Here is a 17,284-nt window from a genome sequence, read left to right as displayed (position 1 = left end):
AAGTCCTCTTTTTGAGCGATGCTCTAAAGGACCTCACTGCCCCTCCCCGCTGCCGTCTTCCTCACCCAGCAGGGCCAGGCGCTCATTGGGGGTCAGGGCCGCCATCACGCGGCGCAGCACCACGTCCACGGCCTGATCGGCGCTCTCGTCCAGGGTTAGGCCGTCGAGCAGGGGCACGTCCTCGCGCGCGGCAAGCGCTTCGAGTTCGTCCTGCATCCCCCGAATCTCGCGGAAATAGTGCATGTAGCGGTGCAGGGGGCGGTTGGCTGATGTCTCCTGGTCCCGGGCCTGGAAGTGCCGCCTGTGCTCGTCCTCGTTGGGTAGGGTCACGAGCATGGGCACGATCAGGGCCCCAGCGTAGTCGGCGGCACGCAAGTAGCCGGGGACCAGATGCACGCCCTCCAGCACCAGGCTGGTGCCCTCCTCAATGGAGCGCCGCGCCACGGCCCCCACGCCGACGCTGACCTGCGCCACCTGGTCCCGAAAGCCGGCGAGCAGCTGCTCCCGCGAGGGCGTCTCGGGCCGGGGATCACCGGGCGGCAGCAGCGCTTCCCAGGCGTTGAAGGTGCTCGCGTGCAGGCCGGGGACGAGTTCGCGCGACACCACGGCCCGCATGACCTCCCGGATCGAGTCGGTGCTGATGACCCGGGTGATGCCCAGGCGGTAGGCCACCTCGGCGGCCAGAAAGCTTTTGCCAGTGCCCGAGACGCCGCCGAGCAGCACGATGAGGGGCCGTGGCGGGCGGCGGATGACCCGCAGGAGGCGGTAGCGCGCGCTCACGTCGGGGCCCACCTCGTCGCGCAGCAAGGCCTCCACCTTCTCCCGCACGGCCTGCCGGGTCACCACCCGGTCCTCGTGACCGCGCAGGTCACGCTGGGTCACGCGCGCCACCTTCCTGGCCACGTCGGGGGCCACGCCCGCCGCGAGTAGCGACTGCACCAGCAGCCCTTTGGAAAAGGGCACCGGCGCGCCGCCCGACGCGCTGACCACCCCCAGCTTGCCGCGGTTGCCTTGGAGGAAGCGGTAGGTTAGGCGCAGGTGCTCGCCGTAGCGCCCCACCAGCGTCTGCTCGATCAGCGCGTCGAGGTCTCCCACACTCAGCTCGCGCACACCGCGTTGCCGCAACCGCACGTCCACCTCGCTCGCGGTGCCGTAGGCGTCCCTGGGCGACAGGCCGGTGTCTTCCAGTGTCCGCGCCAGCACGCCCCGGCTGAAGGGCAGCGTGCCCTTTTTCGCCTTCACGAAGATGTCGAAAAAGGCGGGCGTCTGCGCTGCGGCGGCGCGCGCCACTTCCTCACCCGCCACCTCCCGCGCCACCTCCACCATCAGCGCCTGCAGGTCTGCCGGAGACACGGGCGAGCGGCGCGCGGCCCGAAGTTGCTGTTCCACCCGCCGCGCGGCGGCCGCCGCCACGGGGCCGCTCGCGCCGGCATTGACCAGCGACTCCACCACCAGCCCCCGGCTGAAGGGCCAGTGGTGCTGGGGGCTACCCACCGTGAGTTCGGGTTGCGTCATGCGGTCCACCTCGGCGCGGGACCTGCTGGCCGGAGAGTCCTGACAGCCGGGCCGGGGGGCATTGTAGGGGCTCAGTGGGCAAAAAGAGAAGCGGATGTGGACGCTGTGTCAGCTCGCGCCCGAACCGCCCTCACGCTTCAGCGCCCCCTCAAGCAGCAGGTCCAGCGCCAGGCGCGTTTCCTCCTGCAGGGTGCGGTCCGTGCCGTAGGCGCTCCAGCGCAGCGCCACCATCAAGTAGGTGTCGGCGATCAGGTTGCTGATGCGCTGCAGGCTGAGGTCCGTGCGAATCTGCCCGGCCTGGTGTAGGGGCCGCAGGATCAGCTCGATCACCTTACTCAGCGGCAGCGCCTGGTACGCGGTGCGGGCGCGCTCGGGGTTGGGGTTCATCACCTCATAGGCCAGCGGCGGAAAGAGGTCCCGCTCGCGGCCGTTTTCCTCAGCCAGCTCGTGCCAGACTTCGTACAGCACGGTCAGAGGCGCTGCGCCTTCCTGCAGGCGGGCCTCGGCCTTGTCGCGCAGGCGCTCCATCACCTCGCTGCCGTAGTCGAGCAGCACCGCTTCCTTGTAGGGGTAGTAATTGAAAAACGTTCCGCGCGAGACGTTGCTGGCCCGGGCAATGTCGGTGGCCGTCGTCGCCTGAAACCCCCCCCGCTTAAACAGGTCGAGCGCCACGGAGTAGATCCGCGCGCGGCGGCGTTCCTTCTGGCGTTCTCTCAGCGACGACGCATCCATGATGAAACTAGGTATAGCGTCTTCAGTCCAAAATTGCACCACGTCCAATCTAGAGGGGAGCAAGGCAACTGGCCAGATGTGGAGAGGCCGTAGAACAACCTCAACGCCATTTGGGGAAAACGCAACACGTGGGGCCAGCGCGCCCCCCATGCTGAAGCCATGAAACCCGTCACTCCCCGCCTTCACGGCTTCCTCGACTACGGCTCCTGCGCGCTGATGCTCGCCGCGCCCCACCTGTTGAAACTCAGCCCTACCGCGCGCAAGGTTTCCTACGCGCTCGCCGGGTCCTACCTGCTCGTCTCCGCCCTGACCGACTATCCGCTCGCCATCCGCCGCGAGATTCCCTTTCCGGTCCACGGCAAGACCGAACTGTCCACCATTCCGGCGCTGCTGCTCACCGCCTCGCTGCAGGAGGGCAGCCGCGAACGCGCCTATTTCCTCGCGCTGGCGAGCACGGTGGCCGGGGCATACGCGTTGACGGACTGGGAGGCGAATCCGGACAGCTGACGCGCGGAGAGCCGCCGTGGCCATCTACAAACGAAACCCCGCCGCAATGGGCGGGGTTTCGTTTGGGCATCTGCTTTAGCCCTGCGTCTCCGACGTCGGCAGCCCGTCGTCGGTCAAGCCGCCGGCCGTCCCGAGCATCTGCTGCGTCTCCGCGTACGCCATCGGCAGCGGCGGCGCGAGCACGGGCTTCTGGCCAAAGGGCTGGGCGGGGCGCAACTCGAACTGCCCCAGGCCGTCCAGCGAGGGGCCCTCGGTAAAGCGGCCCTGGGGCGGCGTGGTGCCCTCGATGCCCGGCGCGAAGTAGACGTAACTCACGTCGCGTACCTCCTCCTCCAGCGGGAAGGAGTTGGGAATGGGCAGCACGCCCTGGTGGCCGCCGAGTTCCTCGATCACAGCCAGCCACTGCTGCTGGTGCATGGTGTCGCGGGCGATCAGGAAACGCAACATGTCCTTCATGCCGGGGTCGTCGGTAAGTTCAAAGAGGCGGCAGGCCAGGACGCGCCCGGTGGCCTCGGCTGTGGCGTTGGCGTACATATCGGCCGCGAGGTTGCCGCTGGCGTAGATGTGCGAGCCGTCGAAAGGCACGCCGTTGGCGTCCGAGGCCAGGGCCGCCATGCCTGCCGACAGGAACTGCCGTGGGTCCATGCCGCCCATGACGGCCTCGACCATGGGGTTGGCCTTGGCGGCGGCTTCCTGCGCGGCGCTGCCCGCGCCCTCGAGGTTCAGGGCGACGGCGGTGGCGAGCATCTCGATGTGAGCGATTTCCTCGGTGCCCGTCGCGAGCAGCATGTCCTTGTACTTGGCTGGGCCGCGCGCGCCGAACGACTGAAACAGGTACTGCAGGCAGACGCGAATCTCGCCCTCCACGCCCCCGATGGCCTGCTGAAGCATGCGCGCAAAGCGGGGATCGGGCGTTTCGACGCGGACCGGATACTGCAACTTGCCGTCGTAATAAAACATAGGGCTCCCTCCTGTCCGCCTTCGCGGTCAGTCGGGCCATTGGAACAAACCCCCCACCCCCACCGGATGAAGTCTGCGTCAGCAAACGCAGAGCAAAACGGTGGCTGGTCTGGGAAAGAGGTGAGGGCTGCTTTATCCCCTCCGGAGAGGACAGGCCGGCGCAGCCCTCACCCTGAAGGCAGGACAGAGGCCGGAAGCGTTCTCCCGCCCCCGGCCTTCTGTTCTGCGCCGGGCGTTAAGGCTCGAAACTGTCCTGAAAAGCATAGCGGTCGCCGCGTACCCAATAGTTCACGTAAGACACCCGTTTCGCCCCGCTGTAGGTGGTGCGGCGCAACAGGAAGGACGCCGTGCCCAGGGGAACGCGCAGCAGGTCCGCCTCCTCCTGGCGCAGGTTAACGGCCTCCAAGTTCTGCTCCACGCGCGTAAGGGGCACGCCCAGCGCCACCATGACCTCATGGACGCTCTCGGCGCTGAGGTTGTGGTCCAGCAGGCTGGGGGCCACCGCCGCGCTGATGTAGCGCTTCTCGATCACGAGGGCCTCGTCGCCCGCTGTGCGCAGGCGGTGAACGAACATCACCGGGTCTCCGGGCTGAAGTTGCAGCACGTGGGCGATCTCCGGCGTGGCGTCGATCTGCATGGCGCGCAGCACCTGGGTGCGGTGATCGGGGTGCCGCGCCCACTCCTTGAAGGGCCGGACGCGGAACATGCCCTGCCGAAAGCGTTTGCCGGTGGGAAAGGTCCCGGCCCCCTGCACGCGGTACACGTAGCCCTCGCGCTCCAGTTCGTCGATGGCGCGGCGGGCAGTCATGCGCGAGACCTCGAATTCACGCGCGAGTTGGGGTTCGCTGGGCAACGGCAGGCCTTCTTGGTAGTGGCCGCCCAGCAGGCGGTCTTTCAGCGTCGTCTTGATGAGCGGGTATTTCGCCATGCATCCCTCCAAGCCCCGCCGCCGGCGCGGAGGGCCTTCTGGACACCCATCTTAGAGTTGGTGTCCACAGTACACAAGGGTAGGGGGTGGAAGAACCCCCCGCGTTGTGGAGCAAGTCACTTTTCAAATAGAAGCGCTTCTGGCTGGAGAATAGCTGAAAGAAAGGCCGCAGCGCCGCTTCCCATTCAGGGTGGGAAGGAGAAACCTGGGGTTGGCCAGCCTTGCCGGGTTCACCCTCCAATATGTGACATTTCCACCTTCTGCCGTCCCGTCACCTCACCGCGCTCCTCGCTGTAACGGTCTCGCCGGCCCTGCCAGACGTCCGCCACGAGCCGCCGCAGTTCCTCGTCCGTCGCCTCGGCGCGCAGCGGTGCGCGCAGATCGGTCCCCGTTGCCGCAAACAGGCAGGTGTAGAGCACCCCCACTGCCGACAGGCGTGCCCGGGTGCAGTCGCCGCAAAACGGTGCGGTCACGCTGCTGATCAGCCCCACCTCGTGCCCCGCCCCGTCCGTGTACCGCGCTGCCACCTCACCCCGGTGTGTTGGAGCCGCTGCCTGAAATTCCGCCCTGTTGCCCTCCTCCCGCCCATCCCCTGCCAGCCGGGCCAGCACCTCCCGCGAGGGCACGACCGCGTCCAGATTCCAGCCGTTGTGGTTGCCCACGTCCATGAACTCGATAAAGCGCACGGTGGCCCGCTCGCGCAGCGTCAGCCAGAGGGCGCGCAGCCCCGCGTCGTTCACGCCGCGCTGCACCACCGTGTTGACCTTGACCCCGAGGCCGGCACGCAGGGCGGCGTCGATGCCGTCCAACACCCGGTCCGGGTGAACGTTCAGACCGTTCATCTGGCCGAACACCTGCGGGTCCAGGCTGTCGAGGCTGACGGTGACCCGCTTTAGGCCTGCGGCCTTCAGATCGGCGGCGAGGCGGGGCAGCAGCAGCCCGTTGGTGGTCATGGCGATGTCCTCGGCACCGGGGAGGCGGGCGAGGCGGGCGACCAGGTCGGGCAGGTCCCGGCGCAGCAGCGGCTCGCCGCCGGTGAGGCGGAGTTTGCGGACGCCCAGGTCCACAAAGAGGCGGGCGAGGCGTTCGAGTTCCTCGAAACTCAGCAGCTCGCCGCGGGGCAAGAAGGCGTGATCAGGGCCGAAGACCTCGGCGGGCATGCAGTAGGTGCAGCGCAGGTTGCAGCGGTCCGTCACGCTCAGCCGCAGGTCTCGCAGGGGACGGTTCAGCCGGTCACGCAGCACGCCCCCACCATACGCGGCGGGGAACCGGGGCGACAGAACGGCGCTTACGCTTGCCGGACTCTCCTAGACGTGGATCTGGACCGCGCATCCGGGCGCTGAACCGGGTCCACTGCTTTTGCCCCGCTGGACTTTAACGCTGCGGACTCTCCGGCAATCCACGGCTCCGTCCTGTGCAGCCTGCCTCGCCTGGCACCCTCGTCCCGTTCCCCTTTGCCGTTCAGGGGGCACGCACGGCTGTACCCCGCATGCAGTCTGGCTTCCCGTCCGCCCATAGCCCCGCCAACACAAGGCTGGTGGCGGAGCGCAACCGCTTCACGCTGAACGAGACGGTCACGTTCCTGGTGCTGTATTTATTTCCTGCTGCCGGTTCCAGCGGAGTACCGCAAGCCCCTGATGACCACCAAGGTGCTGGGCGACGTCCCTTCCGGCTGTGTCCTCGCGTTCCTGGAGTTCGGGATGGGGTGGGTGCGAGCGGCGCTGCACGTCATGTGGGCCCGGGCCTTCGACCGGCTGGCGGCGGAAGCCCGTCCATGACCTTTCTCCTCCGGGCGATCACCCTGGGCACCATCTTCTGGGCCAGCCGGCACCACACCTCGGTCGGCGACTCCTGCGTGGCAGGGGGGCGAATCAGCGCCGCGCAAAACGGTATCGCCATCGCCGGGAACCACGTGAGCGCGGCGTCCTTTCTGGGCATTACGGACCTCATCGCCCTGAACGGCTACGGCAGCTTCATGTCCTCGGTCGGCCGGTTCACCGCGTACCTCACGGAGCTGTTCGTCGTGGCCGAGCCGCTGCGTAAGCTCGGCAAGTCCACCCTGGCCGACATGCTCGTCTACCGCCTGCGCGACCCCGGGTACGGACTTGCTCGGCGGTCAGCCCCATCGTGGTAAGCACCGTTGACTTGATCGCTCAGGGCGGGGGAGCGGGGTCGCTGATCAGCCTGCCGCCGGGCGGGATCCTGAAGGCCAGCGTGGTGGTCCCGCTGGTGATGCTCGCCACCGTGATGACGGCGCTGATCTTGAGCCGCTTCGGCTGGAATCTGCCGGCCCTCCTGAGAGCAGGTCGAGGCCAAAAACGGCCCCGGGTTTCCGGGCGCGGGCGCGAAGTACAAAAATCCCATTGACCTGATCTCGCTGGCGCTGGGCGGTCCCACATCCTGGTGCGGTTCTGGCGCATGTGTCAACGTGCGGACTTCTTTTTGACCGGGTCCGGCGAGCGAAATGCGTATGGGGGAAAATGTCGCCGTGAGGGGTGCCCTTCCGCGCGCGGCGGCGCTATACGGTGCCCACGGCGCAGGACGCCCGCAAGAGCGGGATGTGGGCCATGGTCCTGATGGGCGCCTTCAAGGGCAACGCGGCCACGGTGCTTGTTGGCAAGGACGCCATCGAGACGGCGAACAAGGCCCGGAACATGGCCGCTCCCCTGCTCGCCGAAGCCCCCTTCGGCGGGAAGGGCACCTTCGGGGGAGAGCTGGAGCTGGCCTTCGCGCCCCTTCCGGCCGTCGTTGCGTAGCGGACCACCGCGGCGAGCACCTCCTTTACCCCCGACATCCACAATGGGGAATCAAGAAGGGCCAGGCCGGCGAGGGCAAACAGTTCCGGGGAGCCCGGATCGCCACCGTCGCCAGCGGGGTCGTCGCCAGCGGGCCCGGTCTGCTCGACAGACGCAGAACGTGGCGTCTCTCGAAGCGCTCGCCTTCATGGCGAGCTTCAAATCTGCCCCTGATCCTGTTTACGCTGTTTTGGCCCGAGTCCAACGCCAATGGGGCCATCCGGTGCAACGCGGGCGGCATTCTGACCCGCCTGGCCTTGATCGCCGTCTCGCCCAACACCATGAGGGTGGACAAGCCGGACGTGACCACTGGCCGCCACCCGGTTTAGCGCGCCCCGACCTTCCCGCTGGAAAACCCGGCCTCTTTTCGGTCTCTGGCGGGTTCCTGTTTGCGGTCCTCGTCACCCTGGTCGGCGCGGCCGCCGCGAGGACGACATTCAGGTGTTCGGGGAGATGCCGTTCCGGGCCTACACCGGTGCGGCGTGGACGGTACGGTGGCCGTGCCCGGCTGACCGGCGGCACGAAGGGGGGCGGGGACCCATCACGGCCAGGCCCGCCCCCCCTCTGTGATCCGGCTGCCCCGCTTGAACCCGGTTCAGTACTTTTCGCGTAACGGTGCCGACAGGCCGTCCAGGGCGGTGTGGGCGGGAGCGCTACAGTGACGCCACGCCCAGTTGATTTCGCCTCATTCTCCGGAGGAGCCCCCATGTCTGACCTCACCGTCTCAGACCAGATTGACAATGTGCTGCACGAAACGCGCGTGATCGCGCCGCCCGAGGCATTCGCTGCCCAGGCCCGCGTCTCGCGCGAGCGGTACGACGAACTCTACCGCCGCAGCCTGGGTGATCCCGACGGCTTCTGGGCCGATGTGGCCGGTGAACTGGACTGGACGACCCCCTGGCGGCAGGTCCTCGACTGGCAGCCGCCCCACGCCCGCTGGTTTGTCGGTGCAGAGACGAACATCGCCCATAACGCGCTGGACCGCAACGTGGCCCGGGGACTGGGTGACAAACGCGCCATCGTCTGGGAGGGCGAGGACGGTGAGGTGCGGACCTTCACCTATTCGCAGCTGCTCGCTGAGGTCAAAAAGGCGGCGAACGCCCTTACCGCTCTGGGGGTGCAGGCCGGAGACCGCGTGACGCTGTACATGCCCCTCGTGCCCGAGGCGGCCATCGCCATGCTCGCCTGCGCGCGCGTTGGAGCCGTTCATAGCGTGGTGTTCGGGGGCTTTTCCGTGAGCGCCCTGGCGGACCGCCTCAACGATGCCCAGAGCAAGGTGCTGATCACCGCTGACGCGGGGCAGCGCCGGGGCGGGCTGGTGAACCTCAAGGCGAACGCCGACGAAGCCGCGAAAAACGCGCCTACCCTGGAGAAGATGCTGGTGGTGTGCCGCGCGAACTGTGACGCCCCCATGCAGCCGGGCCGCGACGTGTGGTGGCGCGACGCGCTCGCCGCTGCCGACGCGGAACACGAGGCCGCCGCGCTGGACAGCGAGCATCCCCTCTTTATCCTCTACACCTCGGGCAGCACGGGCAAACCCAAGGGGGTGCTGCACACGACGGGCGGTTACATGGTGGGCACGTACCTCACCACCCAGACGGTCTTTGACCTGCGTGACGACGACGTGTACTGGTGTACCGCCGACGTGGGCTGGGTAACGGGGCACTCGTACAGCGTGTACGGCCCGCTGCTCAACGGCGCGACGGTGGTCATGTACGAGGGCGCGCCCAACCACCCCGACTGGGGCCGCTTCTGGGACGTCATCCAGAAGCACCGGGTGACCATTCTGTACACGGCACCCACCGCCATCCGCTCGTTCATGCGCCAGGGTGACGATCTGCCGGGGCGTTACGACCTCAGCAGCCTGCGCCTGCTGGGCTCGGTGGGCGAGCCGATCAACCCGGAGGCGTGGATGTGGTACGCCCGCGTAATCGGTGGGAACCGCTGCCCGGTGGTTGACACCTGGTGGCAGACCGAGACGGGCGCGATCATGCTCACCACCCTGCCCGGCGCGCATCCCAGCAAACCTGGAAGCGCGGGGCTGCCCATGTTCGGCGTCGAGCCCGCCATCATGACCCATGCGGGCACAGAACTCGGACCCGACGAGGGCGGCCTGCTGGTCATCAAACGTCCCTGGCCGTCCATGTTCCGCACCGTCTACGGCGACGACGAGCGCTACCGCAGAAGCTACTGGGAAGAGATTCCGGGCGTGTACTTCGCGGGCGACGGGGCGAGGCGCGACGCGGACGGCTACGTCACCGTGATAGGCCGGGTGGACGATGTCCTCAACGTCTCCGGCCACCGCCTGGGCACCATGGAGATCGAGTCGGCCCTGGTGGCTCACCCCTCGGTCGCCGAGGCCGCCGTCGTGGGTCGCCCCGACGAGGTCAAGGGCGAGAGCGTGGTCGCGTTCGTCCTGCCCCAGGTCGGGTACGAGGTGGACCCGGTGGCCCTGCGCGCGCACGTCAGCCGTGAAATCGGTGCCCTGGCCCGCCCCGACGCCATCTTGATTGCCGACGCCCTGCCCAAGACCCGCAGTGGCAAGATCATGCGCCGGTTCCTGCGGCAGCTCGCCGCGGGCAAGGAGATCCAGGGCGACACGAGTACGTTGGAGGACCCCGGTGTGCTGGAGCGGTTGGCCGCCACACCCTTCGTTTAACGGACGCCTTTCCTTAGGACTGCTTTTAGCGGAAGCTCACCTTCCTGATTTTTCCCCACTGTGTGAAGACAATGAGGTAAGGTGGCCCATATCACCTGTTGCTCACGAAGCACTTAGGAGGAACGACACATGAAGAAAGCCATTCTGACCGGCCTGCTGCTGCTGAGCCCCACCGCCCTTGCGGGTGGAGCGGGTTCTGCTCCTGCTCCCGTGACACCCAAGGCCACCGTCGTTACGAGCGCCCCCGTGCAGAACTGCATGCCCGGCGAGTGGGCCAAGGCGGCCATCGAACTCGTAACCCAGCGCGGTTACTTTATCGGCTACCCCGACGGCACCTTCGACTGGTGCAGCGCGATTACCCGCCAGGAAGTCGCGCAGGTGCTCGCCCGCGTCATCGCCAGCCTGCCCACCCAGCAGAGCACCTTCAACCCGGCCGAACTCGACACGCTGCGCCAGGGTCTGCAGCAGGCCCTGACCGGTCTGGAAGAGCTGCGCGCCCAGCTCGCTGCCCAGCAAGACGCCATCAACGCCCTGCAGACGCAGATTGCCGAGTTGCAGGCCGCGATCGCGAACCTGCCCGCTGGCACGGCCGGTGCTGCGGGTGAAGCCGGCGCGGCGGGTCCTGCCGGCGAAGCCGGTCCTGCCGGTCCGGCGGGCGAGGCGGGTCCTGCCGGTCCGGCGGGCGAGGCGGGTCCCCAGGGTCCTGCCGGTGAAGCTGGGCCTGCCGGTCCTCAGGGCCCAGCGGGTCCTGCTGGTGCGACTGGGCCCCAGGGTCCGGCAGGCCCCCAGGGTGAGACGGGCGCCGTCGGACCCCAAGGACCCCAGGGCGAGCAGGGCCCGGCCGGGCGCGACTTCGTGCCCCCCGCCCCTCCCTTCCGCTACGGCAACTTCGTCGGGGTGTCGTATTACAGCGTCTTGCAGCAGAACGTGGGCTCGATGGTCCGCGTCATGGCCGGTAACGACGCCCTGAATGGTGGCTTCGGTGTGCGCCTGACCGGCGACTTCCGCGTCTCCGGCTCCACCCCCGGCAACAGCGTGAGCGCCATCGCCACCTACCGCGCCAGCCTGGGCCGCTCCGACGGCATCCTGGGTGCAGGCGGCGGGTATAACTTCGCTATCCAGAGCACCTTCAGCGAGCTGCTTGTGGGCGTGGACTACCGCTTTACCGACCGCTTCGCCGTCTTCGGCGAGGCCCGTCAGCACTACTACTTCAACGGCACTGGGGCGAGCATCAGTTCCATCGCTGCCGGAATCAAATTCCGCTTCTAAAGTCGCAACCTGCGGTATCAGAGGGTGTCCCCACGGGGGCATCCTCTTTTTCCTTACCGTTCTGTAGCTTGGATGAAGCCGGGCGGGACGAACGAGGGTCTACCCTAGCGCCATGTGGCCTTTCCAGCAGCAACTCGCCCGGTGTCCCCGCAGGAGTCGACGGTGAAGGGGGCCGTGGGTCATCCTCTTCAGGACCTGGGGTGGACCGACTTTTTCGCACAGGCCGCTGCCCCATTTATGGCCGCTTTCTCGCCGGAAGCTGGGACGGAGCTGGAGGTAGGCCGCATCGTGGGTGCCCAGCGGGCGGCGTATCAGGTCTGGACGGCCCAGGGGCCCGAGGAAGCGCTCCTGGCCGGCACGCTGCGGCAACACGCGGCAGAGCCGCTCTCACAGCCCGTGATTGGAGACTGGCTCGTCGTTCAGCGGCTCCCGGCGGGGCAGCCCCTGCGGATCGTCCACGTTCTGCCCCGCCGGACCACCTTCGCGCGGGCAGTGAACGGCGGTCTGACGGAGCAGATCATCGCGGCCAACGTCGACTTGGTCTTTATCGTCACCACGCCGGATGAGGACTTCGATCTGCTGCGGTTGGGGCGGTACGTGGCAGCTGTGAGGCAGAGCGGGGTGCGGCCCGTGGTCCTGCTGAACAAAACGGACCTGGTGCGGGATACGGCCCCGTTTGTGGAGCAGATCAGGGCCTTGGCGTCTGGGCTGCCCGTTCATGAGATCGCCGCTGCCGAGGAGCGTGGGCTCGGAGCGCTGCGTGCCTACTTCCAGCCGGGGGTCACGGCCGCCCTGATCGGCTCGTCCGGGGTGGGCAAGTCAACGCTCACCAACAGGCTCCTGGGGCGGGAGGCGGCCCTCACAGGTTCGGTGCGTCAGAGCGATCAACAGGGCCGCCACACCACCACGGCCCGTACGCTCTATGCCCTCCCGGAGGGCGGTCTGCTGATCGACAATCCCGGATTACGTGACATCGCCGTCTGGGACATGGCGGGGCAGCCCGCCGGGTTCGAGATGATCGAGGAGGTGGCCGCCGACTGCCGCTACCGCAAATGCACCCACACCACCGAGCCCGGTTGCGCTGTCAAGCGCGCTGTTCAGCAGGGCAAAATCACCGCTGAAACGTTAACCGCTTATCAGCAGTCGCGCGGCCTTCCGCTACGTCGACCGAAGAAACGTTAGCGCACTGGACAAAAGAAGGAGGTGTCTTTTGTCCAAGCGGACGCGTCAAGCTGCGGAACAGCGCGGGTGAATGAAGAGCATTTGACCGAATTGCGCCGCGTGTATAAGGGCAGCCCTCACGGCTCCATTCTTCGCAATGCGCATTCAGGTTCGCTCGCCGGGCTGGGTCAAAAAGAAGTCCGCACGTTGACCAATGCTCTGGAGGCAGGCCGGAGAATAGCGTGGGTGTGGTGCTTTCCCCCGCACAGGTCACTCGGAGAACGCTTCCAGTTGCCCTGCCAGGGCCGCTTCCCCGCATTTCAAGCACGCAGGCGGATCAAGGGAGAGGGCAGCCACGGAGCAGGCCTCCGGTTTCGCGTAGGCCCCTCCTGGCCCCGTCCAGTGCTCAAAAACGAAAAAACCCCGTCCTTGACGGGGTTCCCTCTTCTGGCTCGGCAGGTTGGGGTCGAACCAACGACCGTCCGATTAACAGTCGGATGCTCTGCCACTGAGCTACTGCCGAATACCGTGGCTGCGGCCGTTTCCGGCGCGAGAGGGATAGTAGCACGCGTCCCCGGGGGTTGCAAGCCCAGCCTTCAGGCCTGCGCGCCGCCGGGCATGATGGTGCCAGGCTTGACGCCGAGGCGGTCCAGCGCCGATTGCCAGCGTGACGCGGCTGGTACGTCCCACACCAGTTCTGGTGTGTCTTGCTCCACCCACAGCCAGGTCCCTTCCCGCGCCTCCTCGGTGAGCTGTCCGGCCGCCCAGCCCGCGTAGCCCAGCAGCAGCAGGTAGTCCTGTCCGCTGGCCGCCACAGCGTGCAGCACGTCCAGGCTGCTCGTGACGCACAGGCCGTGCGCGAGGCGCACCTCACCCTCCAGTTTCAGCGGCGTGCGGTACAGGCACCAGCCCACGCCGGGCTCCACGGGACCACCGGACCACACGCTGCCCCGCTCGCCTCCAGGCAGGTCCGGCAGTAACTCGGCCACGCTCTGGTGCAGGGGGGCGGTCAGCAGCAGGCCCATTGCGCCCGAGGTGTCGTGCTCCAGCAGCAGGATCACGGCCCCGCCGAACAGGCTGCCGTGCAGATGGGGACTGGCGACCAGGAACGTGAGCGGCACCGTCATGAGGTCAGGATACGGGGACGTGCTGGGGCGGCGCAGCGCAGGCGGCGACAGATGGAGGATGAATGAAGAAGGCCCCGCCGTCTGGGCAGGGGCCGGAATGTGGGGAGAGGAGCGTCGGTTTACGCGCGGGCGTCCGGGCTGCGCCGGGTGCTCTTGCGCTTGGTGACGGGGGGAACGGCCACCGTACCCGCACCGTCACGCGGGGTCTCCAGGGCCTTGAGGCCGCCTACCAGGGCCACGTCCAGAACCTCGTCTACCGTCTCGCAGGGGTGGAAACGCATCGACGCACGCAGGTGCAGCGGGATGTCACGCAGGTCGCCCTCGTTGGCCTTGGGCATGATGATGTGCTTGATGCCCGCGCGCCGCGCGCCCAGCACCTTCTCCTTCAGGCCGCCGATAGGCAGGTAGCGCCCGGTCAGCGTCATCTCGCCCGTCATCGCCACGTCGTGCCGGGCGGGAATACCGCTCAGCGCCGAAACGAGGCTGGTGACCATCGCGCCGCCCGCACTGGGACCTTCCTTCGGAATCGCGCCCGCCGGAACGTGAATGTGAATCTCACTGTTCTCGATACGTTCGCGGTCGATGTGGAAGCGTTCGGCGTTGGTCTTGATGTACGTCAGGGCCGCGCGGGCCGATTCCTTCATCACGTCGCCGAGCTGCCCGGTCAGGACCAGACCCTTGCCGGGCATCACCGACGTCTCCACAAACAGGATGTCGCCGCCCACGGGGGTGTAGAACATGCCCGTCGAGACGCCCACCTTGTCCTCGCGGCCCTCGGTCTCGGGGGTGTAACGGGCCTGGCCGAGGTAACGGTCGAGTTCCTTGTCCGTCACCTTCACGCGCTTGATCTCGCCCGTGGCGATGCGGCGGGCGACTTTCCGGGCCACCGTGCCGATCTCTCGCTCCAGATTACGCACGCCCGCCTCACGGGTGTAGTGGCTGATGAGGCGCTCGAGCGCCGCGTCCGTGAAGCTGATCTGGTTGGGCTTTAGCCCGTTGGCCGTCAGCTGCCGGGGCAGCAGGTAGCGCTTGGCGATCTCCAGCTTCTCCTGTTCGATGTAGCTGGAGAACTCGATCACTTCCATGCGGTCCATCAGCGCGGGCGGAATCTGTTCGGGGTAGTTCGCCGTGGCGATAAACATAACCTCGCTGAGGTCGAAGGCCACGCCGAGGTAGTGGTCGGTGAAGTGCTGGTTTTGCGCGGGGTCGAGCACTTCCAGCAGTGCGGCCGAGGGGTCCCCCTGGTAGCTCGATCCCAGCTTGTCCACCTCGTCGAGCAAGATTACCGGGTTCTTGGTGCCCGCCGTCCGCATGCCCTGAATCAGGCGTCCGGGCATCGCCCCAATGTAGGTGCGGCGGTGGCCGCGAATATCGGACTCGTCGCGCGCGCCGCCAAGGGCGATCCGGACGTACTTGCGGCCCAGCGACTTGGCGATGGACTGGGCGATGCTCGTCTTGCCGACGCCGGGAGGGCCCGTAAAGACCAGGATTGGGCCCTTGTTGACCTCGGCGGCGTCCAACTCGCCACGCTCGGCCCGCTCCTTGCGCAGGCGGCGCACGGCCAGGAATTCCAGCACGCGGTCCTTGACCTTTTCCAGGCCGTAGTGGTCCTCGTCGAGGATGTGGGCGGCCTCGGCAACTTCCAGACGGTCGTCGCTGCGGGTATTCCAGGGCAGCTCGGTGACCCAGGTGAGGTACGTCCGGATGACGGACGCCTCGGCAGCGTCGGGATGCATTCGGGCCAGGCGGTTGACCTCGCGGTCGATTTCCTTCTTGATCTCCGGCTTGAGCTCCAGCGCGTCGATCTTGGCGCGGAACTGCTCGGCCTCGTCGCCCTCCTCGCCGTCCTCTCCGCCCTGGAGTTCTTTCTGGATGACCTTCATCTGCTCGCGCAGGTAGTACTCGCGCTGGTTCTTGTCGATCTCTTCCTTGACCTGAGCGCGGATGCGGGCTTGCACGGCCTGCACTTCCTGCTCGGTGTCCAGCAGGGTCAGCACACGGCGAATGCGGTCCGTGACGCGGGCGGCTTCCAGCACCGCCTGCTTGTCAGGCAGCTTGAAGTCGAGGTGGAAGGCGATGTGGTCCGCCATCTCGCCCGGGTCGTCCTTGCCCTGGATGGTCTGCACGCTCTCGGCGCTGATCTTGCCGCCCGAGGCGACGGTCTCGAACTTCTCACGCAGTTCGCGGGTCAGGGCCTGAAGCTCCGTGGGATTGCCGTCCTCGGCGGGCAGCACCTCGATGTCGGCCTTGAGGAACTCGCCGCGCGTGTAGCGGGTTACGCGGGCGCGCGCCACGGCGGAGACCAGCATCTGCACGGTGCCGTCGGGATTTTTGCGGACGCGCAGGACATTGCAGGCCGTGCCGACGTCGTACAGGTCGCTGCCTTGGGGGTCGTCAACGTCCTTGTCGCGCTGCGAGACGATCAGGATGACCTTCTCGCCCCCCATGGCCGCTTCGATGGCCCCGATGGAGATGGCGCGGCTGGCGTCGATGTGCTGCACCATCGTCGGGTAAATGACGCTGCCCCGCACCGGGCACACAGGCACGTTGGCGGGAAGCGGGGTGTGGGTCTGTTCAGTGGGCATGGAGGCTCCTTTCGCCCGAGGGTCCTTCTGGGAGGGGGCTTGCTGGCAGGGCCAAACAGAGCGACTACCAGGAAACTTGAGTGCGACTATATCAACTCTGGGGGGTTGAGGCAAGCCTCCATGCGCACTCTGCCACATGGCCTAAATCGTGTCTGCCACGTCAAAACCCTACGCCCCCCGACATGACACAACCCTCACGGGAGGCTGACGGAACGTTTAGCGTTGAAGGGGTAGGGGATGAGGCGTGAGGGATGCGGGTCAGGGGTTTTCCCAACCCCAAGTGCCTCATCCCAGCAGGTCTCGCGCGATAATCAGCTTCTGAATCTCGCTCGTGCCCTCATAGATGCGCAGCAGTCTCTGATCGCGGTAGAAGCGTTCGACGGGCCAGTCCTTCATGTAGCCCATGCCGCCCGCCACCTGCACGGCCTTGTCGGCCACCTCGGAGAGCATCTCGGTGGCGTGGTACTTGGCGACGCTCGCCATGCGGCGCACGTCCTGGCCCTCGTCCACCATCCAGGCCACCTTCTGCCACAGCAGGCGGCTGGTCTGAATCGCCACTTCCATCTCGGCAAGCATGAACTGCACGGCCTGAAATTCGGCAATAGGTTTGCCGAATTGCTCGCGCGCCTTGGCATGCTCGGTGGAGAGGTCCAGTAGGCGCTGCATGGCTCCGGTGGACCGCGCGGCAATGCCCACGCGGCCATTGGTGAGGATGCCCAGCGCCTCGCGGTAGCCTCGGTGCTCGGGTCCCAACAGGTTGGCGGCGGGCACTTCGGCGTCCTCGAAGATCACCTCGGCGGACAGCGAACCTTTCTGGCCCATCTTCTCATCGATCTTGCCGATGCGGACACCGGCGGTGGTCTGGGGCTCCACGAGAAAAGCGCTCATGCCCCGTGTGCCTGCCAAGGGGTCCGTGACGGCGATGACGGTGAGTAGCCCAGCCACGGGTGCGTTCGAGATGTAGTGCTTGGTGCCGTTCAGCACGTATGCGTCGCCGCGTTTCTCAGCACGCAGGCGAATGTTGGCGGCATCTGAACCACTGCTGG

General features: G+C 67.1%; 16 protein-coding genes and 1 tRNA gene (1 of these 17 only partly in view). 8 read left to right on the top strand and 9 right to left on the bottom strand.

What is annotated here, in order from left to right; translation table 11 throughout:
- Positions 1-33: 33 nt before the first annotated feature.
- Together B9A95_RS26080 and B9A95_RS26075 are read right to left on the bottom strand one after the other, a co-directional pair.
- Positions 34-1,515, bottom strand: a complete 1,482-nt coding sequence (locus B9A95_RS26080) for an ATP cone domain-containing protein (protein WP_084049913.1) — start codon at positions 1,513-1,515, stop codon at positions 34-36.
- A gap of 108 nt (positions 1,516-1,623) precedes the next feature.
- On the bottom strand, positions 1,624-2,247 hold the full coding sequence (locus B9A95_RS26075; RefSeq protein ID WP_084049912.1) for a TetR/AcrR family transcriptional regulator: 624 nt from the start codon (positions 2,245-2,247) through the stop codon (positions 1,624-1,626).
- 159 nt (positions 2,248-2,406) lie between these two features.
- Between B9A95_RS26075 and B9A95_RS26070 the strand changes: the two genes are divergently transcribed.
- A complete protein-coding gene (locus B9A95_RS26070) occupies positions 2,407-2,754 on the top strand; it encodes a hypothetical protein (RefSeq protein ID WP_084049911.1) in 348 nt (115 codons plus the stop codon).
- Positions 2,755-2,829: 75 nt separating this feature from the next.
- Here the strand turns inward: B9A95_RS26070 and B9A95_RS26065 are convergent, their stop codons facing one another.
- From B9A95_RS26065 to moaA, 3 genes are all read right to left on the bottom strand, one after another.
- The gene (locus B9A95_RS26065; protein WP_084049910.1) at positions 2,830-3,714 is read right to left on the bottom strand and encodes a manganese catalase family protein; all 885 of its coding nucleotides are present in this window, start codon (positions 3,712-3,714) and stop codon (positions 2,830-2,832) included.
- Positions 3,715-3,949: 235 nt separating this feature from the next.
- Entirely contained in the window at positions 3,950-4,642 is a 693-nt protein-coding gene (locus B9A95_RS26060) for a GntR family transcriptional regulator (protein WP_084049909.1), read from the bottom strand.
- A 230-nt stretch (positions 4,643-4,872) separates the two neighbouring features.
- Positions 4,873-5,886: a GTP 3',8-cyclase MoaA gene (gene moaA, locus B9A95_RS26055; RefSeq protein ID WP_084049908.1), complete on the bottom strand. Its 1,014-nt coding sequence runs from the start codon at positions 5,884-5,886 to the stop codon at positions 4,873-4,875.
- A gap of 393 nt (positions 5,887-6,279) precedes the next feature.
- Between moaA and B9A95_RS35795 the strand changes: the two genes are divergently transcribed.
- The 7 genes from B9A95_RS35795 (at position 6,280) to rsgA (ending at position 12,547) form a co-directional block, all read left to right on the top strand.
- Positions 6,280-6,420: a DUF485 domain-containing protein gene (locus tag B9A95_RS35795; protein WP_245808496.1), complete on the top strand. Its 141-nt coding sequence runs from the start codon at positions 6,280-6,282 to the stop codon at positions 6,418-6,420.
- The gene (locus tag B9A95_RS35790) at positions 6,417-6,776 is read left to right on the top strand and encodes a sodium:solute symporter family transporter (protein WP_245808495.1); all 360 of its coding nucleotides are present in this window, start codon (positions 6,417-6,419) and stop codon (positions 6,774-6,776) included. Before B9A95_RS35795 ends, B9A95_RS35790 begins: the two co-directional genes overlap by 4 nt.
- Positions 6,777-6,787: 11 nt before the next feature.
- Positions 6,788-7,009, top strand: coding sequence for a hypothetical protein (locus B9A95_RS35785; RefSeq protein ID WP_245808494.1), 222 nt, complete (start codon positions 6,788-6,790; stop codon positions 7,007-7,009).
- A 128-nt stretch (positions 7,010-7,137) separates the two neighbouring features.
- A complete protein-coding gene (locus B9A95_RS26040; protein ID WP_139806990.1) occupies positions 7,138-7,398 on the top strand; it encodes a hypothetical protein in 261 nt (86 codons plus the stop codon).
- Positions 7,399-8,143: 745 nt separating this feature from the next.
- The gene (acs, locus tag B9A95_RS26035) at positions 8,144-10,096 is read left to right on the top strand and encodes an acetate--CoA ligase (RefSeq protein WP_084049906.1); all 1,953 of its coding nucleotides are present in this window, start codon (positions 8,144-8,146) and stop codon (positions 10,094-10,096) included.
- 129 nt (positions 10,097-10,225) lie between these two features.
- On the top strand, positions 10,226-11,365 hold the full coding sequence (locus B9A95_RS26030) for a coiled-coil domain-containing protein (RefSeq protein ID WP_084049905.1): 1,140 nt from the start codon (positions 10,226-10,228) through the stop codon (positions 11,363-11,365).
- Positions 11,366-11,479: 114 nt separating this feature from the next.
- The gene (gene rsgA, locus B9A95_RS26025; protein WP_245808493.1) at positions 11,480-12,547 is read left to right on the top strand and encodes a ribosome small subunit-dependent GTPase A; all 1,068 of its coding nucleotides are present in this window, start codon (positions 11,480-11,482) and stop codon (positions 12,545-12,547) included.
- Between the two features lie 427 nt (positions 12,548-12,974).
- Here the strand turns inward: rsgA and B9A95_RS26020 are convergent.
- The 4 genes from B9A95_RS26020 to B9A95_RS26005 form a co-directional block, all read right to left on the bottom strand.
- A tRNA-Asn gene (locus B9A95_RS26020) sits at positions 12,975-13,049 on the bottom strand.
- 73 nt (positions 13,050-13,122) lie between these two features.
- Complete coding sequence (locus tag B9A95_RS26015; RefSeq protein ID WP_084049904.1) at positions 13,123-13,653, bottom strand: YqgE/AlgH family protein; 531 nt, start codon at positions 13,651-13,653, stop codon at positions 13,123-13,125.
- A 119-nt stretch (positions 13,654-13,772) separates the two neighbouring features.
- On the bottom strand, positions 13,773-16,238 hold the full coding sequence (lon, locus tag B9A95_RS26010; protein ID WP_084049903.1) for an endopeptidase La: 2,466 nt from the start codon (positions 16,236-16,238) through the stop codon (positions 13,773-13,775).
- A 285-nt stretch (positions 16,239-16,523) separates the two neighbouring features.
- Positions 16,524-17,284, bottom strand: partial view of an acyl-CoA dehydrogenase family protein gene (locus tag B9A95_RS26005; protein ID WP_084049902.1) — the 3' portion only. The gene runs 382 nt beyond the window's last position; 761 of the gene's 1,143 nt are visible here — the last part of the coding sequence; its start codon lies off the right edge, out of view; it ends in the stop codon at positions 16,524-16,526.

This window comes from Deinococcus hopiensis KR-140 (assembly GCF_900176165.1).
In the GTDB taxonomy this organism is placed as follows: domain Bacteria; phylum Deinococcota; class Deinococci; order Deinococcales; family Deinococcaceae; genus Deinococcus; species Deinococcus hopiensis.
This window is presented reverse-complemented; position numbering and strand designations above follow the sequence as displayed.